This is a genomic window from Thioclava sp. F28-4 (assembly GCF_002020045.1).
GTDB lineage: Bacteria > Pseudomonadota > Alphaproteobacteria > Rhodobacterales > Rhodobacteraceae > Thioclava > Thioclava sediminum.
Window position 1 is genome coordinate 833,980 of the sequence record NZ_MPZQ01000001.1, and the last position, 21,207, is coordinate 855,186.

Genomic DNA, 21,207 nt, shown 5'->3' on the forward strand with positions numbered 1-21,207 from the left:
GGACCTCAAAAGACACAGAGCGCGTTGAGCGGGAAAGCACTTACCAAGGAGAGTTCCTTTGGCACATTCCCGCTCAGCATCTCGGCCACGCAGCATCCTGATTGTTCTGGGGGCGTTGATCGGCGCCGCCATCGCGATCTGGAATTTCGTCACCCCCCTGACCGGCGTGACCGGCACATTCGGCGCGGGGCTGGTGATCGCCTCCTCCATTTTGATCGCCCTCGCAGGGATCGTCATCCAGATGACCGAACCCGGAGCGATCCGCACGATCCTGCGCGTCCTCGTCGCGCTCGGCCTGCTGGGAACCGCAGCGGCCGCCTATTTCCTCCACGAATGGTGGCTGATCGCGGCGATGGGCGTCGTGCTGATCGGCCTCATCTACGACATCGCCTCGAGCCGGGGCGCGCGTTCGAAAGGAGCCTACGCATGAACCGCAAGACCGTCTCGCTCGCCTTCGCCCTCGCCTTCTTTGCTGCCGCCGGGTATGCGCAGGACACGACCGCGACCGACAGCACCGCAACCGACAACACGTCTCAACCCGCAGCCGATAGCGGCACCGCGAACTCGACTGACAGCGGTACTTCGGCAACGACGGATACCAGCACGCAATCGGACACCTCCGGCACGGGTACGGACGCCAGCACGAGCACCGATACCGGCACCACGGCGGACACTGCCACCCAGTCGGACAGTCAGAGCAGCACTGATCAACAAACCAACGATCCCGCGGCCAACGAGGACACCCCTCCCGGTCCCGACGCCAGCGCCGAACAGGCCAAGCCGGTTGCGGATAGCGTGGCTCAGCCGATGATCGCCAGCGGCTCGCGCGAGCGTAACGGCACCCCGCTGGTGCCCGAGCAGCCCGTCTGGAACAGTTTTCACGGCCAGCTTTCCGCCCAGAAATATTCGCCGCTGACCCAAATCAACCCGGACAATGTGGGCGATCTGGAGAAGGTCTGGCAGGTCCATACCGGCGACGTCTCGGACGGTTCGGGCGACAAGCCCGCGACGGTCTGGTCAGCCACGCCGATCTTCGCCAATGACACGCTCTATATCGGCACGCCCTTCTACCGCGTGCTGGCGCTCGACCCGGCCACGGGCGAGCAGAAATGGGCCTTCGACACGAAATCCAAACTCGAGGCGCTGACCCAGCCTGCGCTGAAGAACCGCGGCGTCGCCTATTGGCAGGCCGAGAACCCGGTCGCAGGCAAGGTGTGCCAGAAGATCGTCTATATCGGCACGATGGATGCGCAGCTCTTCGCGCTCGACGCCGATACCGGCAAGCCCTGCACCGATTTCGGCGATAATGGCGTGCTGAACGTGGACAAGTGGAACACGGTCAATGACAGCTTCCCGCTTTCCGTGCTGCAGCCGCCGACGGTTGCGGGCAATCACCTGATCCTCGGCTGGGCCGGTCAGGACTGGGAGTCGGCCGAGGCTCCTCCGGGCGCGGTCTTCTCGGTCGATGCGCAGACCGGGGAGCTGCAATGGTCCTTCGAGACCCTGCCCGAGAACATCCGCCGCAAGACCGGTACCGCGAACGTCTGGACCGCGATGTCCGTCGATCCGGGCCTGAACATGGTCTATCTGCCGGTGGCCTCGCCCTCGCCGAACTATTGGGGCGGCAACCGGACCGAGCAGATCCCCTATGCCACCTCGACCACCGCGCTCGATCTCGACACGGGCAAGGTCGTCTGGTCGCGCCAATGGGTGCATCACGACATCTGGGACTATGACATCAACTCCGCGCCGACGCTGATGGACATCACCGTCGACGGCAAGGAAATCCCGGCGCTGATGCAGGGCACGAAGATGGGATTCCTGTTCGTCGTGAACCGCGAGACCGGCGAGGATGTCTGGCCGATCGAGGAACGTCCCGTCCCGCAAGGCGACGGCAGCGTGAAAGGCGAGGTCTATGCCAAGACCCAGCCCTTCCCGACCAAACCCGCGCCGCTTCTTGACCAGTCGAAGAAGCCCGAGGTCTGGGGTATTGCCGATCTCGTCTCGGGTGGGGCCTGCTCGAAACTGTTCGACAACCTCACCTATGAGGGGATGTATACACCGCCCACCACCAAGGGCGAAGGCACGCTGGCCTATCCCGACAGTGCGGGCGGCGTGCAATGGGGCGGCGTGGCCTTCGATCCCGACGCGCAGATCGCGGTCGTGAACACGAGCCACATCGTGCAATACATCAAGCTCTGGGAGCGTCAGGACTACGAGCAAAACGCCGGTGGTTCGGGCAACGAGAACGGCTTCTACCCGCAGAAAGGCGCGCCCTACGGCATGAGCCTCGGCAATGCGCTGAACTCGCTCGGGATGCCGTGCTGGAAACCGCCGTTTGGCGAACTGGTCGCGATCGACATGCATACCGGCGACGTGAAATGGCGCAAGCCGCTCGGCAGCTCGCAGAAATACGGGTTCTTCATGCCCGAGAGCATGGGCTCGCCCACGATCGGCGGTCCGGCGGTGACCAAGTCGGGGCTGATCTTCATCGGCGCGACGATGGATGCCAAGGCGCGCGCCTATGACATCCAGACCGGTAAAGAGCTGTGGTCCTCGCAGCTTGAAGCCCCGGTCGTCGCGAACCCGGCGATCTACGAGTACAAAGGGCGCGAATACGTGGCCTTCATCTCGGGCGGCAACTCGATCCTGAAGCCCACCGTGGGCGATATGGTGGCCGTCTACGCGCTGCCGGAGAACTGATCGCGGCGCGAACACACATCGCGGGCGGCGTGGCATCAACCACGCCCCCGCCCCTGACGCGCACCGCGTCCGCGAAGCCCTCACCGCAACGTGAGGGTTTTCTCGCAGGAACCGTTCCGCGTGCGCGGTGTTCCCCATTAAGCTGGTTTGAACGCCCGCCTCCCCAGACGGCTGCGCCAAACCTGAATTCCGGACAAGGGGGACCCCATGAAGGTTTCATTTCACGTCAATGGCGAGGCCCGCGCGCTTGACCTCGACCCGCGGGTGACGCTGCTCGACGCACTGCGCGACCATCTCGAACTCACCGGCTCGAAAAAGGGCTGCGATCATGGCCAATGCGGCGCCTGCACGGTGCTTGTCGACGGGCGGCGGGTGAATTCCTGCCTCAGCCTCGCGGTGATGCATGAAGGCTCCGAGATCACCACCATCGAGGGGCTCGGCACGCCCGACAACCTCAACCCGCTTCAGCAGGAATTCGTCTCCTGCGACGGCTACCAATGCGGCTATTGCACGCCGGGGCAGATCATGTCGGCAACCGGGATGCTGGCCGAAGCCGCCGAAGGCGCGCCCAGCCATGTCAGCGACAGCCTCACCGGAAAGGCCGAGTTGAGCGACGCCGAGATTGCCGAGCGGATGAGCGGCAATCTCTGCCGCTGTTCGGCCTATCCCTTCATCCGCGAGGCCATCTCGCGCGTGGCCGAAGCGGAGGAGAAGTAATGAGACCTTTCGACTATCTTCGCGCAAGCGCACTCGATGACGCGGCCTCCAAGGCGTGTGACGGCGCGCAGTTCATCGCGGGCGGGACCAACCTGCTGGACCTGATGAAACTGCAGGTGATGACCCCCGAGACGGTCATCGACATCAACACTATCGACGGGCTGGACAAGATCGAGCCGCATGAGGGCGGGCTGAAGATCGGGGCGCTGGTGCGCAATGCCGACCTCGCCGCCGATGCTCAAGTGCGCCGCGCTTATCCGGTGCTGTCGCGCGCCCTGCTGGCGGGCGCATCGGGCCAGATCCGCAACAAGGCGACCACGGGCGGCAACCTGCTGCAACGCACGCGTTGCCCCTATTTCTACGACCCGGCAATGGCCTGTAACAAGCGCGACCCCGGTGCGGGCTGCGCCGCCAAGGGCGGTGTGAGCCGGATGCTCGCAATCCTGGGCACCTCGGCCGCCTGCAGTGCCGCGCACCCCTCCGATATGGCGGTGGCGATGCGCGCGCTCGATGCGCAGGTGGAAATCTGTGGCACCGATGGAGCAACCCGCACCGTGGCGATGGACGAACTCTATCAGCTGCCCGGCGAGACGCCCGAGATCGAGACGTGTCTGAAGCCGGGCGAGATCATCACCGCGGTGATCCTCCCTGCCCCGCAGCCGAACGCCACGCAGAGCTATCGCAAGATCCGCGACCGGGCGTCTTACGCCTTCGCGCTCGTCTCGGTCGCCGCCGTGGTTGAAATGGACGGTGACACGATCAAGCAGGCCTCGCTTGCGTTCGGCGGCATCGGCGCGCGCCCCTGGGCGGATGCGCAAGTCAATGCGATGCTCGAAGGCGAGACCCCGTCGGAGGAGCTGTTCGGCAAGGCCGCCGATACTCTTCTGGCCGAAGCGGTCACCGACGAGGGCAACGATTTCAAACGCGAAATGACCCGCCGCGCGCTGATCGCGGTGATGCGCGAGGCGACGGGCATGGCCCCGGCCTCGACCGGAACGGTCAAGGTGGAGGCGCTGGCATGAGCGACACGTTCACGATGGATGAAGCGCAGCCGCGGCTGCTCGACGAAACCAAACAGGGGCTGGTGGGCGCTCCGCTCGACCGCCCCGAGGGCAAGCTGAAAGTGACCGGCACCGCGACCTATGCGGCCGAATTCAAGCCTGAAGGCATGGTGCATGGCGTGATGCTGCGCGCCACGATCACGCGCGGCAAGGTCACCGGCTTTGATGAGACGGAGGCGAAGAAGCTCCCCGGCTATCTGGGTCTGTTCCATGGCCCGGAATTCGTGCGTAATCCGGCGCAGGGCATGGCAGGCGCCGCGCCGGTGCAGCCCGGCGACCGCGTCGATTATCACGGCCAACCGATCGGGCTCGTCGTGGCCGACAGCTTCGAGACCGCGCGCGACGCCGCCGCCCGGATCAAGATCAGCTACGAGCAGAACCCAGGCGCGCCAGTCGATCCGGCAGGCGTGGAGCTTGAGTTGAACGAAGATCGCGAAAGCATCCAAGGCGATCTCGACGCCGCGATGGAGAAGGCCGCGCAATCGGTCGATCTCGAATACACCACCGCCGGTCACGTCGCTGCGGCGATGGAACCCCATGCGGGTATCGCCGAGTGGAAGGACGGTCGCCTCGTTCTACATGGCTCACTGCAAATGGTCCGTTTCAACAAGGAGGAGTTGGCCGATGCGGTTGGCATCGAGTCCGACAAGGTCCACATCCTCGCGCCCTATGTGGGCGGCGGGTTCGGCTCCAAGCTGGGCATTTCCTCCGAGCATGTCGCGGCGGCGCTTGCCGCGCGCGAACTCGACCGTCCGGTGCGTATCGTGCTGAGCCGTCAGACCGTCTTCGATGCCGTGCTGCGCCGGACCGAGACATGGCAGCGCCTGCGCCTTTCGGCGGACGCGAGCGGCAAGCTGACCGGGATTGGGCACGAGGATCGTGTCTCCAATCTCGAAGAGGAAACCTTCTCCGAACCGGTCAACGCCGCGAGCCGCTTCATGTATGGCGCGCCCAACCGGGTCATGCGTCAGCATATCTCGCGCAATCACCGCACGCCTACGGGTTCGGTCCGCGCGCCGGGCGAGGCGGTTGGCACCTTCGCGCTGGAAACCGCGATGGATGAGCTGGCCGAGAAGCTGGGTCTCTGCCCGGTGGAACTGCGCCTGCGCAACATCCCCGAAAAGCACCCCGACACCGGTCAGGCGTACTCGGCGCGCGCACTGGAAGACAGCCTGCGCGAAGGCGCGAAGCGCTTCGGCTGGGATCAGCGCCCCGAGACCGGAACGCGTCGCGAAGGCGAATGGCTGATCGGCATGGGCGTCGCGGCTGCGGGGCGGGCAAACTTCCTCGTGCCGTCGGCGGCGCGCGTCACGCTGAGCGCGGATGGCGCTCTGGTCGAGACCGACATGACCGATATCGGCACCGGCAGCTACGCGATCCTCGGCCAGATCGCGGGCGAGATGCTGGGCCTGCCGATCGACAAGGTTTCGGTCCATCTGGCCGATAGCGACCTGCCGGGGGCCTCCGGGTCCGGTGGCTCCTTCGGGGCGTCGTCGTCGGGCTCCTCGGTGTTCCTCGCCGCACGCAAAATCCGCGAGCAGCTTGCGGACAAGCTCGGCTGCAAGTTCGAAGAGTTGAGCCTTGGCAATGGCGAGGTTTCGGGCGGCGGCAAGACCGCGAAACTGGTCGATCTGCTGAGCGATCCGATCAGCGCCGAGGGCAAGATCAAAGGCGGCAAGACCGCCAAGAGCCACTTCTCTGCGGGCTTCGGCGCGCATTTCGCCGAAGTCGCGGTAAACGAGGTCTCGGGCGAGGTGCGCGTGCGTCGGATGCTCGGCGTGCTCGGCATCGGTCGCGTGCTCAACGAGAAGACCGCGCGCAGTCAAGCCGTCGGCGGCATGGTCTGGGGCGTCGGTTCGGCTCTGCACGAGGAGCTTGGCCACGATCCGCGCACCGGCCATATCGTCACCCGCGATCTGGCGAATTACCACGTCCCGTCGCACGCGGATATTCCGCGCGAGATGGAAGTGGTGTTCCTGCCCGAGCGCGATGACGAGGCGAACCCGATCCAGTCCAAAGGCGTGGGGGAGCTTGGCATCTCGGGCGCAGGGGCCGCGGTGATCAACGCGATCCACAATGCGACGGGCGTACGGCTATACGACTATCCGGCCACGCCCGACAAAGTTCTCAAGGGGTTTGCCAATGGACGGTAGTCCGCTTCGTCAGCGTGCGCGCGCTGAAACTCGGTTGGGCATGGCGGAAATGCCGTTGCCCGCGCCGGGACGGCTCGCCGCGCTGGCCATTCTGACACGGATCGAGGGGGCGGGCTATCGCCCCCTCGGTGCTGCGATGAGCCTCGATGATCGGGGCGGCATTCGCGGCCATCTCTCGGCGGGCTGCATCGATGCCGATATCGAACACCACCTGAACAAGGTCGCGCAGGACGGCTGCACCCGGCATCTGCGCTACGGCGAGGGCTCGCCTTTCATCGACCTCGTTCTGCCTTGTGGCGGGGCGCTCGACATCACGGTGATCCCTGCCCCGCCCGTCGTCGATCAGGAGCGCATGGCCGAAGCGATCGACGCACGGATGCCTTTGTCGCTGCACCTCTCGGGCACGCAGGGCACCCTGATGCTCGAGCCGCAACCCGAAACCGATCTGAGCCTGCATCTCGTGCCCGAGCCGCGTTTCGTGATCTTCGGCACCGGGGTGGAGGCCGAGACCTTTGCGCAGCTCGCCGCGGGCGCAGGCTATCAGGCCGATCTCATCATGCCCGATCCCGTGAGCCTGCCCGGCGTGACGAGCCACGAATTCCGGCGCAGCGATCCGCTTGGCGACATCACACCCGACCCGCGCATGGCGGCGCTGCTGTTCTTCCACGATCACGACCGGGAAATCCCGATCCTCGCGCAGCTTCTGGAAAGCGACGCCTTCTTCATCGGCGCGCAGGGCAGCCGTCGCACGGCGCGTCAGCGCGCAGTGGCGCTACGTCGCAAGGGCCTCTCGGAGGCCGCGATTTCGCGGCTGCGCGGACCGGTCGGCCTGATCGAACAGGCGCGCGAGCCGCGGCTGTTGGCGGTCTCGGTGCTGGCCGAAGTGCTGCAACTGGCGCGGGTCTGAGACTTGACGCGCAAGATCATGGGCGTGGTCCTGGCGGCGGGCGCGTCGCGGCGCTTCGGCGCGCGGGATAAGCTGGCCGCGCGCGCGGGCGGAGAGGCCGCGCTTGTGCTGCGCGCAGCGAAAAAGCTCCAAGGTCTTGGTCTTCACCGACGCGCTGCGATCACGCGCAGTCCGCGATTGCCGAAAGAGCTACGCGGCGCGAGGCTCGACCTTCTCTGCATCGGAGCGAGGCGCGCCCAGAGCGCGAGCCTGCACCGCGCGATCCACGCCGCTCAAGCCAGTGGCGCGAGCCATCTGCTAATCGTCCTCGGCGATATGCCCGAAGTCTCGCGCGCGCATCTGCGCCAGCTTCTCAAGACACCCGGCCCCCATCCGGCGATGGCCACTTCGGGCGGTCGCCTCGCGCCCCCGGCGCTGATCCCGCGCAGGCTGTTCGGTGCGGCTTTGCGGCTGACGGGCGACCGGGGCGCCGGGGCGTTGTTGCGCCGCGCCCCTGATCTGCGACGCGTTGCGCTACCGCCCGGCACGCTCCGCGATATCGACCGGCCTGAAGATCTTCGCAACGCCCCACAATAGGCCTGCGGAACGGGAACTGCGCCGATACGCCCGGCGTTTTTGCTCCATGAAAGACCTGCCCGATCTCGTCTATTATCCCGATGACCGACCCGGCATCACGCGCAGGCGTTGCGGGCGCGGGTTTTCCTATATGGCCCCTGACGGGACGACCATCGCGCGCGGCACCGAGCGCAAACGGATCGAGGCACTGGCCGTGCCGCCCGCCTATGAAGATGTCTGGATTTGCCCGCGGCAGAACGGCCATCTGCAGGCGACGGGCCGCGACGCGCGGGCGCGCAAGCAATATCGCTATCACCCGGACTGGACCGAGTTTCGGTCGCAGAGGAAGTTCAACCGGCTCGCGGAATTCGGCACCGTCCTGCCGCGTCTGCGCCGGGCGATCCTGAGCGATTTGCGCGGCCATGACCCCGGGGATCGGGCCTTCGCGCTGGCCGCAGTCCTCGCCCTGTTGGACCGCGCCGCGATCCGGGTCGGCAATGCCGATTATGCGCGCGAGAACCGCAGCTTCGGGGCGACCACGCTGCGCGGGGCGCATATGACGCTCGACGGCGGCACGCTGCGACTGGCCTTTACCGGTAAGGGCGGCACGAAGATCGAAAGCGAGCTGCGCGACCGGACATTGGAGCGCGCGCTGACGAAGCTCGACGACCTGCCGGGCGCGGAGCTGATCACCTGGGTCGACGAGGATGGCGACCCGCATTCGGTGCGCTCGGAAGAGGTGAACGCGTTCCTCGCCGACCGCACCGGCGCCGAGGGGCTCACCGCAAAGACCTTCCGCACGTGGAACGGATCGGCGGCAGCCTTGGAGGCCGCGCTGCGTCAGGCGGCCGATGGACGGGTGACGATCAAGGCGATGGCCGACGCCGCCTCTGAGCGGCTGCACAACACCCCCACGATCGCGCGAAATTCCTACATCCACCCGCAGGTGATCGCGCTGAGCGAGGCAGAGCCGGAGGCACTTTCCGCCCTCGCGCAGACCGCCCCTGCGGTGGACGGGCTGCGCAAGGCCGAGGCGCAACTGCTTCACCTTCTCGACGGCGGCATGCGCTGAGCGCCCCGGTCCACGCCACCTCACGCTTCGGTGCGAATTCGCGAGCGCCGCGTGATCCATATCGCCCCATCTCCCGTATCTCCTGCATGATCCACCACCGGATCTGCCCACGATCCAACACAGGGAGAAAGAGAATGCTGAGAAGAACCTTCATGGCCGCAGTCCTCGCCGGGACCGCGCTCGTTTCCGCCCCCGCCCATGCCGACAATCATGGCGGAATGGATATCGTCGACACCGCCGTGAACGCTGGCAGCTTCGAGACGCTCGTGGCCGCCGTGCAGGCCGCTGGTCTCGTTGAAACGCTCAAGGGAGAAGGCCCCTTCACCGTCTTCGCACCCACCGACGAGGCTTTTGCAGCCCTGCCCGAAGGCACGGTCGACGATCTGCTCAAACCCGAGAACAAGGACACGCTGACGTCGATCCTCACCTATCACGTCGTGCCCGGCAAAGTGATGTCTGGCGATCTGAGCGACGGGATGATGGCAGAGACCGTGCAGGGCTCGGAAATTACGGTGAAAACCGACCCCGCCGTGATGGTCGATGAAGCCAGCGTCACGCAGGCCGATATCGAAGCCAGCAACGGCGTGATCCATGTGATCGACAAGGTGATCATGCCCGAGTGATGGGCTTATGTGAAACGCCCAAGTGACGGGGAGGTCTGTCGGAAGGTCCCCCTCACGGCAGATCGACCTCGGACCGTCCGCGCAGCTTCGGATGTGCGGGCGGTTTCTTTTTCAGGCGGGCCGCGAGGGCGCGGATCGGACCCGGTCAGGCGTGGGCGCTCAGAAGGGAGTCGCTTCCGCTCGGATCGCCGCTGCCCGGCACGGCCTCGCTCTGGCGCGGCAGGTTATCTTCATGAATGACCGGCGCATCGGTCATCCGCGACAGGTTCTGCGCGATCGCCTCGATTGCGGCGTGACACGCATGATCGCCATTGTGCTTGGGCACGAAAATCCGCGTGAGATTGTGCGCCTGCATGATGTAGGACAGCACATGCGCGATCGAACCATGCTCCTCGGGATCGGACAGCGCCCCATCTTCATAGGTCAGGAACGACGCACAGATCGGCGTTGCGCCACAGGCACCAAGCCGGGCGATCAGCTCGCCACGCCCGCCGCCTTCCTGAGACAGGCAAACGATATGCGCGCGATCGCCCTTGAGAGCCTCGATGAACGCTCCATGGCAATCGAGATCGCAATTTCCGGGGTGCAGCATCAAGACGAGCGCGCCCTCCTCCGACGCGGTCATCTCCATATTTCGTGACATCATAGTCATATCAGACCTCCTCCTTAGAGATAGAGCGATGCGCGGCGGGGTCGAATTCCCGGCCCTCTTCGCCGCGCAGCCATTCGGCGGCGCGTCCGGTAATGCGCAAAGCGGGTGTGCAGGCGGCGAGCTGATCGAGGAAGCTGCGCGCCCAGGCGCCGGTATCGGTCGCCTCCACCACCTTCAGGCAGGCGGCGTGGCGCGCCTGACGTTCCTTCAGCGGCATCGTCAGAGCACGACGGATCGCCGTGGCGGTCTCGTCGACGTCATGCGGATTGACCAGCAGCGCCTCGGTCATGTCCTCGGCGGCGCCCGCGAAGCGCGACAGCACCAATACGCCCGGATCGTCCGGGTCCTGCGCTGCGACATATTCCTTCGCCACGAGGTTCATCCCGTCGGCGAGCGGGGTCACAAGTGCCGCCCGTGCGCCACGCAGCAGCCCCGCGATCTCGTCGCGCGGCACCGGGCGGTGCAGGAAGCGGATCGGCGCCCAATGGACCTCGCCGAAGCGCCCGTTCACCTGCCCCGCGATCTGCTGCAGATCGGCGGTGATCTCCTGATAGGCCCGCACGCTTTCGCGCGAGGGTGGCGCAATCTGCACCAGCGAGGCGCGCGGCCCCGTGTCGTAGGTCTCCAGATAGCGCTCGAACGCGCGGAAGCGCTGCGGCAAGCCCTTGGAGTAGTCGAGCCGGTCGACGCCGATGACATAGGCGTCGCCAAACAATTCGTGCGCGGGCGGCGGCGCGCAGTCCTGCGCCGCCCGGGCGAAGCTCTCAGCTGAAATGCCAATCGGGAAAGACCGGACGGACACCTCCTGCGCGCCGAATTTGATCGCGCCGTTGGGCAGCATTTCTGCCCTCGGATCGGCGCGGAACATCTCGAGGCATCGCGCCACGTCAGCCCGCGTCTGCAGGCCGACCAGATCGTAATGCGCCAGCCAGCGCGCGAAGGCGGGCGGGTCGGGCAACACATCGAGATCGGTGATGTTGGGGAAAGGAATATGCAGGAAGAAGCCGATGCGGTTGGTCACACCCAACCTGCGCAGTTCCTCCGCCAGCGGGAAGAAATGGTAGTCGTGAATCCAGATGTGGTCCTCGGGCGAGATCACCTCGGCCATCTGCTCGGCGATCCGACGGTTCACGCGCAGGTAGCCCTCGTCGAAGCTGCGATTGATCTCGACCAGATCGGTGCGGTGATGCGCGATCGGCCAGAGCACGGAATTCGCGAATCCCAGGTAATAGGCCGCGCGGTCTTCCTCGGTCAGTCGGAAGGCGAGCTTGTCATATTGGGTGCCTCCCATATCGATAAGGGTGGGCTCTTCGGGGCCCGTCTCGGGATGCGCCCCGATCCAGATGCCGCCTTTCTCACGCAGCGCCTCATGCAGCGCCACCACGAGCCCGCCCGAGGGCGTGGCCTCGGAAGGGATACGGTTGGAGACGACGATGAGGCGGGCGGACATGGCGAAAGAGACCTCCGAAATTGGGCGGCTGAATGAATTTGTCCCTGTTGGGATGTTTCGCCCGAGCAACTCCTCCTTACGCATGGCAGTTCCTCTCTCTGAGGGCGAAAACAGCCTCTCGGCCGAAAAAAGTTCATATCTTTAACATAAGACAATCAACCGGCTCACCGGGATGCATTTTTTTACACATTTTCAAGCCCTTCCGCGATGTTTTGTGACATCTCTCCCAGCTCGCGCGCATGCGGCGCCGGACACATGGCGGGTAACAATTTCTCCGCCGCGACGCGCTTTGGGCACGGAACCACGGCGCGCGCGACAGGTTGGCCTGTCACACGACACAAGCCGCGACGGAGAGCACCATGTCAGACCCCGGACCGCATCGCGTCGACCATGCGGACCCCAAGCCGGCCGGACTGCGCGCGAAGGCCTCGCGTGAGCGGATCGCCTTCTGGCTGCCGATCGCGATCTTTGCACTTCTGGTGCTGATCGCGCCCGACATCCTGCTGCTGGTCTTCGCCGGACTTCTGGTCGCGGTCTTCCTGCGGATGGGCGGCAACGCCATCGCGCGCAGGCTGCACATCCGCGAAGGCTGGGGGCTCGCGCTCTATTCGATCATCTTGGTCTGCCTTGCGGTTCTTTTCTTTCTCTATGCCGCGCAGGGCCTGTCCGATCAGCTCGACCAGCTTACGACCGCCCTGCCCAAGGCGATGAAACAGGTGCAGGATTTCATCGACTCGCATGGCTGGCTGCATTCGATCACGCGTTCGATCGACCTCGGTTCGATCGCGCCGTCGAGCAAGGGGGCCGCCACGACCGTGATGATGTCGATCGGCGTGATCGGGAACGCGATGCTGATCCTGTTCATCGGCGTCTATGGCGCGGTGGAGCCGCAATTGTACCGGCGCGGGATTGCAGCACTCTTCCCCGCCTCCAAGCGTGACTGGGTCGTCGCGAGCTTCGCGACCGGCTGGGCTGCGCTGTCGGGCTGGCTGTTTGCGCAGCTGATCTCAATGACGGTGATCGGCCTGCTGACCTTTGTCGGGCTGTGGCTACTGAACGTACCGCTGGCGGCGATCCTCGCGATCCTCGCAGGGCTTCTGACCTTCATTCCGAATATCGGCCCGGTCCTGTCGGCGATCCCCGCCTTGGCGATGGGCCTGACGGTCAGCCCGATGACGATGCTTTGGGTCGCGGTCCTCTACCTCGCGGTGCAGGCGCTCGAGAGCAACCTGATCACGCCGCAGATTCAGGAAAAGGCGATGTCGCTGCCCCCGGCCCTGATTATCGCCTTCCAGCTTTTGATGGGGAGCCTCTTCGGCCTGCTCGGCCTTGCGCTGGCAACCCCGCTGCTGGCCATTCTGATGATGATGACCCGGCGCCACTACCTGCCGCTGGTCAGGCCCGAGACCGCCTGACCGCACACTCTTTTCCAACTTCCGGAGCCCGTTTTGACGACTTTCCTGATCCTCCTCGGCGCCGCCATCGTTGCGATCTCGCTTTGGGATATTCTGCTCTGCGCGCTCGGTGCGGGGCAGTCCGGGGCGATCTCGCTGGCCATCGCGCGGTTCGGCTTCAAGCGCATCCGGAGCTTCGGGCACACGCGGATCGCGCATCGTATCTGCGGCCCGGTGACGATGGCATGGCTCGGCGGCGTCTGGATCATCATGGTCGCCTTCGGCTGGAGCCTGATCTTCTTCGCCACGACCCGATCTTTGGAGACGACCAAGGGGCTCCCCGCGGCGAGCTTCGGTGACAGCCTCTCTTATGCGGGGCATCTGCTCTCGACGCTGGGTGGGGGCTACGCGACGCCCGCAGGCACCGGCTGGTCGCTGATCTCGGTCATCACAGGGGTAACAGGGATGCTGGTGCTGACGCTCGCGGTGAGCTTCGTTTTCTCCACCACGCAGGCGGCGGCGCAGGGCCGTGCGGTGATGGCGCTGGCCGAGGTCTTCCCGCCCGGCTCCGACGAGTTCACCGGGCAGTTCCTGCCGCAATTATCAAGCTACGTGGCGCAGGTGAAATCCATTCCCTTCGCGCTGTTCTACAGCACCGCGAGACCCGAACGCCGCCTCCCGCGCGGCATCTATCGGCTCTGGCACGACGACCGGCTCACGGAGGATCAGCGCCGCGCGCTGCGGATCATCTTGCATGAATTTCCCGGGCTCGAAGGCGTGCCGCCCGAGAAGTTCGACGACACGCTCCTGCATTGGGCGAAGCGCCACGATCTGTGCCCACAGGACATGACGGGCCGCGCGTGATGCGATGCGCGCGAATGATCTGACCGCAGACCGGCCTTAGCCGAAACGCGCGATCTCGAACCCGGCCCCGGTCAGATGCCCGCGCAGCGCGCGCGCCATCGCCAGCGCCTCCGCCCCGTCGCCATGCAGGCAGACCGTGTCGATCTTGCAGGGGATTTCCTTGCCCGACGCGGTCACGATTGCACCCTTGCGCAGCATCGTCTCGATCCGCGCGCCGACCTCTTCGGCGTCATGCAGCACCGCACCGGGTTTTGAGCGCGACACCAGCGAGGCGTCGTCCTCATAGGCGCGGTCGGCGAAAATCTCGCCCGCCCAATTGGCCTGCAAGTCGCGCGCGACCTGCTCCATCGCGGTTTGCGGCAGCACGACGAGGATGATGTCGGGCTGCACCCTCAGCGCCGCTGCATAGCAGGCGCGGGCGATCTCGGCATTCTCCGAGGCCATGTTCGACAGCGCCCCGTGCAGCTTGAAATGCCGCACCGCGCCGCCCGCCGCGCGGGCCATCGCCTGCGCCGCGCCCAGTTGATAGGTCACCAGATTGGTCAGTTCCTCGGCGCTGAGGTTAAGGCGACGACGCCCAAAGCCCTGCAGATCGGCAAAGCCCGGATGCGCGCCGATGCCGACGTCATTGGCCACCGCCGCGCGCATCGTCTGCGCCATCACATCCGGATCGCCCGCGTGGAACCCGCAGGCGACATTGGCCGAGGAGATCACCTCCATCAGCGCCGCGTCGTTGCCCATGACCCACGGGCCGAAGCTTTCGCCGATATCGGCGTTCAGGTCGATCTTAGCCATTCTCTTCCTCCAACTCGCGCCCTACCGTCACGCCACTGATCAATTGGTAGCCGAGCAGGTCATGGATGTCGTGCGGATCGCGGATCAGCGGGCGCAGCTTGGCGCGTTGCGCCTGCAGTTGCGTCTCCCAGCGCGGCGCCAGCGCGTCGGCCTCGTCCAACGTCACGGCTTTGAACCGCAGCTTCGTCCCCGGCGCGGCCTGGGCTACGCGCGGCAGATCGCAGGGCAGCACGGTGCCAATCCGAGGATAGCCGCCGATGGTCTGGCATTCGGCGAGCAGCACATAGGGCGTGCCCGCCCCGGTCATCTGGATATCGCCCTCGAAGATCACGTCCGAGGCGAGCCCCTTGGCCTTGTCCGAAGTCAGCGCAAGCGCATCGCTCTCGAGCGCCACGCCCTGACGGTTGCCCTGCCGCGCGCGGGTGAATTCGGTCGTGGAAAGTCGCGCGAAGGTATCCTCGTCGAACAGGCCCGTCTGCGGCCCCGGGATGATCCGCAGCGTGCCACCCGAGAAACGGTCGTCCTGCGTGAGAACCATCGCGGGCGCATCAGGCTCGGGGTCGACGCCCAGCGGCAGGCGCGCGCCCGAATCCAGCGCCGATCCGATCCCGGCGGCTAGATGGGCCGAGCGACTGCCCAGAACCTCGGGCGTCTCGATCCCGCCCGCGAAGGTGAGATAGCCGAACATGCCTGCTCGCGCGGCACCGATCGACAGCACCTCGCCCGGTTCCATTCTGTGGCTCGCGCCCCAGCGCAGGGGGCGTCCGTCAAGCTCCGCCTGCATCGGCGCCCCGGTCAGCGCGATCCGCGTCGGCGCGGTGACCTCGAACCGTCCGCCGCTCACCGCCATCTCCAGCGCAGAAAGCGGGCTGCGCGATCCCAGTAGCGCCGCCGCCTCGACCAGTGCCAGCGGATCGACCGCGCCGCCGCGCGAGATGCCCTGCGCCATGCGGCCGGGGCGGCCCATATCTTGCACGCTCACGCTTGGTCCCAGGGCGCGCAGGATCACCGATCCGCCGCTCATGACCGCACCTCGCAGTGCGCGCCGCCCATCGGATCGCCCGCTTTCAAAAGCGCGTCCATTTCGGTGCCGGAGACCGGCGCGAGGCGAACCTCGTCGCCCGCATGCAGCGGCACGGGGTCGGATTGGTCAGGGCGGAATACGTCGAAGGCCGTCTGCGCGATCTGATGCCAGCCGGTGGGCGACGCATTCGCGAACAGGACCAGTTGGCGCACCGCCACGCAGAGCGCGCCTTTCGGAACGCGCGGGTTCAGCTCGGACCGGCGCGCGAGATTCCAATGCTCGGGCAGAAGGCCGAGATAGGGCTGACCGGGCGCGAAGCCGATGGCGAGGATACTCAGGGGGGTCGCGGTGATCTCGTCGATGGCCGTTTGAGGGGAAAGACCCGCAAGCTTCGCCGCCTCTTCCAGATCGGGACCGTGGTCGCCGCCGAACGCCACGGGCAAATGCCAGACGCGCTGCGCGGGATGCGGCGCCGCACTCAGCCAATCGGCCTCGGACAGCAGGGTCTCCAGCCGCTGGGCCATCTCGGCCCGCGTTACCGCCTCCGGATCGAAGCGCAGCAGAACCGACACGAGGCTCGGGACGATTTCGCGCAGGCCGGGCAGATCGCTCTCCGTCACGCGCTGATGAAAGCTCTGCGCCGCCGCGATCGCGCGCGGCTCTGCGACCAGCGCGAACCGCACGAGCAGCCCGTTCCCGCCCGCCGGCAAAATCTGCGGCCGATGCGCTTGGGCCGTTCCGGGCCGCAATGCTTCTTCGAGCGTCATGTCAGGGCATCTCCAATGGCTCAGACCGCGATTTTGAAACTTATCGTTGACTTTGATTTCATTTTACTGACAATTTGTCAACGTTATGAAAAGGAGGCGGACACGAATTCCGCCGCGACCCGACAGGAGAGAGATATGATCAGATTTGCTGCAAGCTTCGCGGTTGCGCTGGGGCTGGGCACGGCCGTTCAGGCGCAGACCTGGGACATGCCGACGCCTTATGGCGACACCACCTTCCACACCGTGAACATCCGCGATTTCGCCGAGGACGTGTCAAAAGCGACCGACGGCAAACTGGAGATCAAGGTGCATTCGGCGGGCTCGCTCTTCCCGCATTCCGAGATCAAGAACGCCGTGCGCTCGGGTCAGGTGCCGCTTGGGGAATTCTTCCTCTCGACGCTCTCGAACGAGGATCTGGCTTTCGGCGTCGACAGCCAGCCCTTCCTCGCCACCAGCTACGATCAGGCCGAAAAGCTGTGGGAGGCGCAGAAGCCCGTCATCACCAAGCTGCTCGACAAGCAGGGCCTGATGCCGCTGTTCTCGGTGCCGTGGCCGGCGCAGGGCCTCTATACCAATGGCGAGATCAAGTCCGTGGACGACCTCGCGGGGCTGCGCTTCCGCGCCTACAACCCGGCGCTCGAAGAGTTTGCGACGCTCGCGAAGGCCGCGCCCGTGCAGGTCGAAGCTGTCGACATTCCGCAGGCCTTCTCGACCGGTCAGCTGCAGGCGATGATCACCTCGCCCTCGACCGGTGCGAACTCCAAGGCGTGGGACTTCGTCGACACCTACACCAAGATCGACGCTTGGCTGCCCAAGAACATCGTCGTGGTGAACAAGCGCGCCTTCGACCGTCTGAGCGAAGACGAGCAGAAGGCCGTGATGGATGCCGCCGCCACCGCGCAGACGCGCGGTTGGGAAATGTCGCAGAAAGAGGCCGCCGAGAAGACCGCTGTGATGAAGGAAAACGGTATGGCGATCGTCGATCCGAGCCCCGAGCTGGAAGAAGGGCTGAAGAAGATCGGCGACGAGATGCTGGCCAATTGGAAAGAGAAAGCCAGCCCCGACGCGCTTGAGGTGCTCAAGGCCTATCAGGGCAACTGAGCCCGCCCGATCCGGCCCTTCCGCGTCCCGCGCGGGAGGGCCTTTTTCGATGCTCATCCCCATTTCAAGCGTTCGGAGCTTTCGCCATGCGTCGCCTGCTCGATCAGGTCTATCTTCTGTCCGGAGGGATCGCGGCCGTCTCGATCCTCGCGATCTGCCTGCTGGTCACGGCACAGGTCGGGCTGAACGTGCTCGCCCGTCTGGGCGGCCCCGCCCTCTCCTACACGATCCCCTCCTATGCCGATTTCGCGGGCTACTTCCTCGCGACGGCAAGCTTCATGGCGCTGGCCCATACGCTGCGCCACGGCAGCCATATCCGCGTCAATCTCGTGCTGACCCGCCTGCCCGCGCGCAGCCAATGGGTCGCCGAGATCGTGGCGCTCGCGCTTGGCTTCGCGGCCAGCGCCTATGCTGTGTGGTTCGCGACCTCGCTGATGCTCGAGAGCCTGCATTACGGCGATATGTCCACCGGCATCGTCGCGATCCCGATCTGGATCCCGCAATGCACGATGGTGGTAGGGCTGGGCCTTTTGGCGCTCGCCTTCCTCGACACGCTGATCGAGAGCCTCCGCGCCAAGCGCCCCGTGCTCGTCGATGATGTTTCGGAGTAAACCATGTCCGATCCGATGACCTTCGCAATTCTTCTGGGGCTACTTCTGGTGCTGCTTGCGGGCGGCGTCTGGGTGGCACTGTCGCTGCTGATCGTGGCGCTGGCGGGGCTGGCCTTTTTCTCCGGCGCGCCGACCGGGTTGGTGATGGCGACCACGCTTTGGGGCCACAGCCATAGCTGGCCGCTGGCGGCTCTGCCCCTGTTCATCCTGATGGGAGAAATCCTGCTCCGCTCGCGCCTGTCCGAGGATATGTTCTCCGGCCTCGCCCCGTGGCTGGGCCGCGCGCCGGGCCGCTTGCTGCATGTGAACGTGCTGGGCTGTGCGATCTTCGCCGCCGTTTCGGGCTCGTCCGCGGCGACGGCGGCCACGATCGGGCGGATGTCGGTGCCCGAGCTCACCCGCCGCGGCTATCCCGAAAGCCTGATCCTCGGCACGCTGGCGGGCTCGGCTACGCTTGGCTTCCTGATCCCACCCTCGGTGATCCTGATCGTCTATGGCGTCGCGACCGAGCAATCCATCGCGCGCCTCTTCATCGCGGGCATCCTGCCGGGGCTGATGCTGGTGAGCCTGTTCGGCGGCTATGTCGCGCTGCGCGCCTGGATGAACCCTGCGTCGATCCCGCGCGAGGACATCACCCTGAACCTGCGCGAGAAGCTGCGGGCCTCGCGTCGCCTGATCCCGATCGTGATCCTGATCGGCGGCGTGATCGGCTCGATCTATACCGGTGTCGCCTCGCCCACCGATGCGGCTGCCGTGGGCGTGGTCTTCTCGGTGATCCTTGCGATGGCGACGGGCAGCTTCCGCTGGCGCGACTTCAAAGAGGCGCTGTTCTCGGCCACCCGCACCAGCGCGATGATCGCCTTCATCCTGCTGGCGGCCTCGGTGCTGTCGGTCTCGATGGGGTTCACCGGCATCCCGCGCAACCTCGCGGCGTGGATCGGCACCTTCGGTCTGTCGCCCACCGCGCTGCTTGCAGTGCTGACGGTGTTCTTCATCCTGCTGGGCTGCTTCCTCGACGGAATCTCGGTCGTGGTGCTGACCACCTCGATCATCCTGCCGATGGTGGAGGCCGCGGGGATCGACCCGCTGTGGTTCGGCATCTACCTCGTGCTGGTCGTCGAGATGAGCCAGATCACCCCGCCCGTGGGCTTCAACCTCTTCGTGATACAGGGCCTGACAGGCTACAACATCCTCAAGGTCGCCCGCGCGGCGCTGCCCTTCTTTGGGCTGCTGTTGCTGGCTGTCCTGCTGATCACGCTGGTGCCGGGGATCGTAACCTACCTGCCCTCGCTGATGGGCAACTGACCGAACCGACGCGCGGCCTCAGAGCGACGAGGCCGCGCGGCTCGCCTGATCGTAATAGCCCGAGAGCACCCGCAGGGCCGAGGCGATCTCACGCAGATCCTCGCCCGCCATGCCGCCTTTCTGGATCGGCTCGAGCAGGCATTCCTCGCGCACTTTGCGATAGCGTTCGCACAGCTCGCGCCCGCCTTCCGAGGTGCGGTAGAACACTTCCTTGCCGCGCTTTTCGGAATCCAGCAGACCCAGCTTCAACAGCTTGCGCAGCGCATAATTGACCGTATGCGTGTCTTCGATATTCAGAAGGAAAGTGATGTCGTTGAGCCGCTTTTCGCGGTCGCGGTGGTTCGTGTTGTGCAGCACGAGGATTTCGAGCGGCGACAGCTCCATCCCCGAAGCCGCCATGCAGCGCTGCATCCATCGCGCGAAGGAGTTGTAGGCGATGATCATCCCGTATTCGAATTCCGAGGCTTCCCAGCCCGGCCCTTCGGCCAGATGGCGGGATGAGACGATGCGGCGTTCTCCTGCGGGCATGAGTGGCGCTCTCCTTTCGTGCGTTTACGCCCTCACCTTATAGACATTTCGCTGACATTCTATCCTTGAGAGAAATTCGGCGGGCGCTTTTGCAGGTTCGCCATCACCATTTCCATCTGCGCGGGACCGCCGATGATCTCGGCCTGCAGCTCGGCTTCCAGCGCCAGCCCGTCGCCGGGCGGCATCGTCCATGCCGTCTCCGCCAGCGCCTTGCTCGCCGCCAGCGCCTCCGGGGAGCGCAGAGCGAATTCGGCGGCCATGTCGCGCGCCGCCTGCAGCGGGCTCTCGGCCACGCGTGTGATCAGCCCCAGCGCTTGCGCCTCCTCGGCCTCCAGCACCCGGCCCGTCATCATCAGCTCTTTCGCGACGTCGGCGCGGGTCAGTTTCGGCAGGCTCTGCGAGATGCCCATATCGGGGATCAGCCCCCATTTCGCCTCCATGATCGACAGCCGCGCATCGGGCGCAGCGATCCGGAAATCCGCGCCCAGAGCCAGCTGCATCCCCGCCCCGAAGGCCACGCCCTCGATCGCGGCGATCACCGGCACGGGCAGCTCGGCCCATCGTGTCACCGGGCGCTGAAAGCGGTTCGCGCCCTGCGCATCGCGTTCGGCCATCTGCGCCTTCACCCCCGCCAGATCGGCGGCGAAGCTTTGCATCACGGTCAGGTCGAGCCCGGCCGAGAAACAGCCGCCCGCGCCGCTCAAGATCGCCGCGCGCAGACCCTTTTGCTGCGACAGGCTCTGTGCCGCGTCAGCCAGCGCGTCGAACATCTCCAAGGTCCAGGCGTTCTTCTTTTCGGGGCGGTTGAGGGTCACCTCCGCCACGCCTTGCGCGCTTACCGAAATCTGCACCGGGTCGGCCATGTCCATCCTCCTCGCTTAGGTCTGCGCACTATGCAGACCCGCCGCCCCCTCGCAAAGCGGAA

At 65.7% G+C, this 21,207-nt stretch carries 21 protein-coding genes; 14 read left to right on the forward strand and 7 right to left on the reverse strand.

The window, feature by feature from the left end; genetic code table 11:
* Positions 1-58: 58 nt before the first annotated feature.
* From BMI87_RS03790 to BMI87_RS03830, 9 genes are all read left to right on the forward strand, one after another.
* Positions 59-430 carry a hypothetical protein gene (locus BMI87_RS03790; protein WP_146681493.1) on the forward strand — a complete coding sequence of 124 codons (372 nt, stop codon included), beginning with the start codon at positions 59-61 and terminating at the stop codon, positions 428-430.
* A complete protein-coding gene (locus BMI87_RS03795; RefSeq protein ID WP_078519804.1) occupies positions 427-2,703 on the forward strand; it encodes a pyrroloquinoline quinone-dependent dehydrogenase in 2,277 nt (758 codons plus the stop codon). The genes BMI87_RS03790 and BMI87_RS03795 overlap by 4 nt, the downstream gene beginning before the upstream one ends.
* Before the next feature lie 207 nt (positions 2,704-2,910).
* Positions 2,911-3,420 (forward strand): 2Fe-2S iron-sulfur cluster-binding protein, encoded by a 510-nt coding sequence (locus BMI87_RS03800; protein ID WP_078519805.1) that lies wholly within the window; start codon positions 2,911-2,913, stop codon positions 3,418-3,420.
* Positions 3,420-4,442 carry a xanthine dehydrogenase family protein subunit M gene (locus BMI87_RS03805; RefSeq protein ID WP_078519806.1) on the forward strand — a complete coding sequence of 341 codons (1,023 nt, stop codon included), beginning with the start codon at positions 3,420-3,422 and terminating at the stop codon, positions 4,440-4,442. Before BMI87_RS03800 ends, BMI87_RS03805 begins: the two co-directional genes overlap by 1 nt.
* Entirely contained in the window at positions 4,439-6,634 is a 2,196-nt protein-coding gene (locus tag BMI87_RS03810) for a xanthine dehydrogenase family protein molybdopterin-binding subunit (RefSeq protein WP_078519807.1), read from the forward strand. The genes BMI87_RS03805 and BMI87_RS03810 overlap by 4 nt, the downstream gene beginning before the upstream one ends.
* The gene (locus BMI87_RS03815) at positions 6,624-7,541 is read left to right on the forward strand and encodes an XdhC family protein (protein ID WP_168175151.1); all 918 of its coding nucleotides are present in this window, start codon (positions 6,624-6,626) and stop codon (positions 7,539-7,541) included. The genes BMI87_RS03810 and BMI87_RS03815 overlap by 11 nt, the downstream gene beginning before the upstream one ends.
* A gap of 3 nt (positions 7,542-7,544) precedes the next feature.
* Positions 7,545-8,117, forward strand: a complete 573-nt coding sequence (locus BMI87_RS03820; protein WP_078519809.1) for an NTP transferase domain-containing protein — start codon at positions 7,545-7,547, stop codon at positions 8,115-8,117.
* A 46-nt stretch (positions 8,118-8,163) separates the two neighbouring features.
* Complete coding sequence (locus BMI87_RS03825; protein WP_078519810.1) at positions 8,164-9,168, forward strand: DNA topoisomerase IB; 1,005 nt, start codon at positions 8,164-8,166, stop codon at positions 9,166-9,168.
* A gap of 134 nt (positions 9,169-9,302) precedes the next feature.
* Positions 9,303-9,791: a fasciclin domain-containing protein gene (locus BMI87_RS03830; protein ID WP_078519811.1), complete on the forward strand. Its 489-nt coding sequence runs from the start codon at positions 9,303-9,305 to the stop codon at positions 9,789-9,791.
* A gap of 145 nt (positions 9,792-9,936) precedes the next feature.
* On the opposite strand, the gene BMI87_RS03835 is transcribed toward BMI87_RS03830, so the two are convergent.
* Together BMI87_RS03835 and BMI87_RS03840 are read right to left on the reverse strand one after the other, a co-directional pair.
* A complete protein-coding gene (locus tag BMI87_RS03835; RefSeq protein WP_146681494.1) occupies positions 9,937-10,443 on the reverse strand; it encodes a hypothetical protein in 507 nt (168 codons plus the stop codon).
* 1 nt (position 10,444) lies between these two features.
* Positions 10,445-11,893 (reverse strand): trehalose-6-phosphate synthase, encoded by a 1,449-nt coding sequence (locus tag BMI87_RS03840; protein ID WP_078519813.1) that lies wholly within the window; start codon positions 11,891-11,893, stop codon positions 10,445-10,447.
* 359 nt (positions 11,894-12,252) lie between these two features.
* Here BMI87_RS03840 and BMI87_RS03845 point away from each other — a divergent pair, with 359 nt between their 5' ends.
* Positions 12,253-13,308 carry an AI-2E family transporter gene (locus BMI87_RS03845; protein ID WP_078519814.1) on the forward strand — a complete coding sequence of 352 codons (1,056 nt, stop codon included), beginning with the start codon at positions 12,253-12,255 and terminating at the stop codon, positions 13,306-13,308.
* A gap of 33 nt (positions 13,309-13,341) precedes the next feature.
* Positions 13,342-14,151, forward strand: a complete 810-nt coding sequence (locus BMI87_RS03850) for a hypothetical protein (protein ID WP_078519815.1) — start codon at positions 13,342-13,344, stop codon at positions 14,149-14,151.
* 36 nt (positions 14,152-14,187) lie between these two features.
* On the opposite strand, the gene BMI87_RS03855 is transcribed toward BMI87_RS03850, so the two are convergent.
* From BMI87_RS03855 to BMI87_RS03865, 3 genes are read right to left on the reverse strand one after another with little or no spacing between them, the layout of a single operon-like run.
* Positions 14,188-14,946, reverse strand: a complete 759-nt coding sequence (locus tag BMI87_RS03855; protein WP_078519816.1) for a LamB/YcsF family protein — start codon at positions 14,944-14,946, stop codon at positions 14,188-14,190.
* Positions 14,939-15,970 carry a biotin-dependent carboxyltransferase family protein gene (locus BMI87_RS03860; protein WP_078519817.1) on the reverse strand — a complete coding sequence of 344 codons (1,032 nt, stop codon included), beginning with the start codon at positions 15,968-15,970 and terminating at the stop codon, positions 14,939-14,941. The genes BMI87_RS03855 and BMI87_RS03860 overlap by 8 nt, the downstream gene beginning before the upstream one ends.
* Entirely contained in the window at positions 15,967-16,737 is a 771-nt protein-coding gene (locus tag BMI87_RS03865; RefSeq protein WP_078519818.1) for an allophanate hydrolase subunit 1, read from the reverse strand. Before BMI87_RS03865 ends, BMI87_RS03860 begins: the two co-directional genes overlap by 4 nt.
* 135 nt (positions 16,738-16,872) lie before the next feature.
* On the opposite strand from BMI87_RS03865, the gene BMI87_RS03870 reads away from it, so the two are divergent.
* The 3 genes from BMI87_RS03870 to BMI87_RS03880 all read left to right on the forward strand — a co-directional run bounded on the left by BMI87_RS03870 (position 16,873) and on the right by BMI87_RS03880 (position 19,754).
* Positions 16,873-17,838 carry a TRAP transporter substrate-binding protein gene (locus tag BMI87_RS03870; RefSeq protein WP_078519819.1) on the forward strand — a complete coding sequence of 322 codons (966 nt, stop codon included), beginning with the start codon at positions 16,873-16,875 and terminating at the stop codon, positions 17,836-17,838.
* An 86-nt stretch (positions 17,839-17,924) separates the two neighbouring features.
* Complete coding sequence (locus tag BMI87_RS03875; RefSeq protein WP_078519820.1) at positions 17,925-18,449, forward strand: TRAP transporter small permease; 525 nt, start codon at positions 17,925-17,927, stop codon at positions 18,447-18,449.
* A 3-nt stretch (positions 18,450-18,452) separates the two neighbouring features.
* Complete coding sequence (locus BMI87_RS03880; RefSeq protein WP_078519821.1) at positions 18,453-19,754, forward strand: TRAP transporter large permease; 1,302 nt, start codon at positions 18,453-18,455, stop codon at positions 19,752-19,754.
* Positions 19,755-19,772: 18 nt separating this feature from the next.
* On the opposite strand, the gene BMI87_RS03885 is transcribed toward BMI87_RS03880, so the two are convergent.
* Together BMI87_RS03885 and BMI87_RS03890 are read right to left on the reverse strand one after the other, a co-directional pair.
* Positions 19,773-20,282, reverse strand: a complete 510-nt coding sequence (locus tag BMI87_RS03885; RefSeq protein ID WP_078519822.1) for a winged helix DNA-binding protein — start codon at positions 20,280-20,282, stop codon at positions 19,773-19,775.
* Between the two features lie 59 nt (positions 20,283-20,341).
* Entirely contained in the window at positions 20,342-21,145 is an 804-nt protein-coding gene (locus tag BMI87_RS03890; RefSeq protein WP_078519823.1) for a crotonase/enoyl-CoA hydratase family protein, read from the reverse strand.
* Between the last annotated feature and the right edge of the window lie 62 nt (positions 21,146-21,207).

Bases quoted from the DNA above. Each gene is read 5' to 3' on its own strand.
- BMI87_RS03865 (WP_078519818.1), bottom strand. From the start codon at position 16,737: ATGACGCTCGAAGAAGCATTGCGGCCCGGAACGGCCCAAGCGCATCGG.
- BMI87_RS03890 (WP_078519823.1), bottom strand. From the start codon at position 21,145: ATGGCCGACCCGGTGCAGATTTCGGTAAGCGCGCAAGGCGTGGCGGAG.
- BMI87_RS03800 (WP_078519805.1), top strand. From the start codon at position 2,911: ATGAAGGTTTCATTTCACGTCAATGGCGAGGCCCGCGCGCTTGACCTC.
- BMI87_RS03860 (WP_078519817.1), bottom strand. From the start codon at position 15,970: ATGAGCGGCGGATCGGTGATCCTGCGCGCCCTGGGACCAAGCGTGAGC.
- BMI87_RS03810 (WP_078519807.1), top strand. From the start codon at position 4,439: ATGAGCGACACGTTCACGATGGATGAAGCGCAGCCGCGGCTGCTCGAC.
- BMI87_RS03805 (WP_078519806.1), top strand. From the start codon at position 3,420: ATGAGACCTTTCGACTATCTTCGCGCAAGCGCACTCGATGACGCGGCC.
- BMI87_RS03885 (WP_078519822.1), bottom strand. From the start codon at position 20,282: ATGCCCGCAGGAGAACGCCGCATCGTCTCATCCCGCCATCTGGCCGAA.
- BMI87_RS03825 (WP_078519810.1), top strand. From the start codon at position 8,164: ATGAAAGACCTGCCCGATCTCGTCTATTATCCCGATGACCGACCCGGC.
- BMI87_RS03845 (WP_078519814.1), top strand. From the start codon at position 12,253: ATGTCAGACCCCGGACCGCATCGCGTCGACCATGCGGACCCCAAGCCG.
- BMI87_RS03835 (WP_146681494.1), bottom strand. From the start codon at position 10,443: ATGACTATGATGTCACGAAATATGGAGATGACCGCGTCGGAGGAGGGC.
- BMI87_RS03870 (WP_078519819.1), top strand. From the start codon at position 16,873: ATGATCAGATTTGCTGCAAGCTTCGCGGTTGCGCTGGGGCTGGGCACG.
- BMI87_RS03815 (WP_168175151.1), top strand. From the start codon at position 6,624: ATGGACGGTAGTCCGCTTCGTCAGCGTGCGCGCGCTGAAACTCGGTTG.
- BMI87_RS03840 (WP_078519813.1), bottom strand. From the start codon at position 11,893: ATGTCCGCCCGCCTCATCGTCGTCTCCAACCGTATCCCTTCCGAGGCC.
- BMI87_RS03830 (WP_078519811.1), top strand. From the start codon at position 9,303: ATGCTGAGAAGAACCTTCATGGCCGCAGTCCTCGCCGGGACCGCGCTC.
- BMI87_RS03795 (WP_078519804.1), top strand. From the start codon at position 427: ATGAACCGCAAGACCGTCTCGCTCGCCTTCGCCCTCGCCTTCTTTGCT.
- BMI87_RS03875 (WP_078519820.1), top strand. From the start codon at position 17,925: ATGCGTCGCCTGCTCGATCAGGTCTATCTTCTGTCCGGAGGGATCGCG.
- BMI87_RS03855 (WP_078519816.1), bottom strand. From the start codon at position 14,946: ATGGCTAAGATCGACCTGAACGCCGATATCGGCGAAAGCTTCGGCCCG.
- BMI87_RS03880 (WP_078519821.1), top strand. From the start codon at position 18,453: ATGTCCGATCCGATGACCTTCGCAATTCTTCTGGGGCTACTTCTGGTG.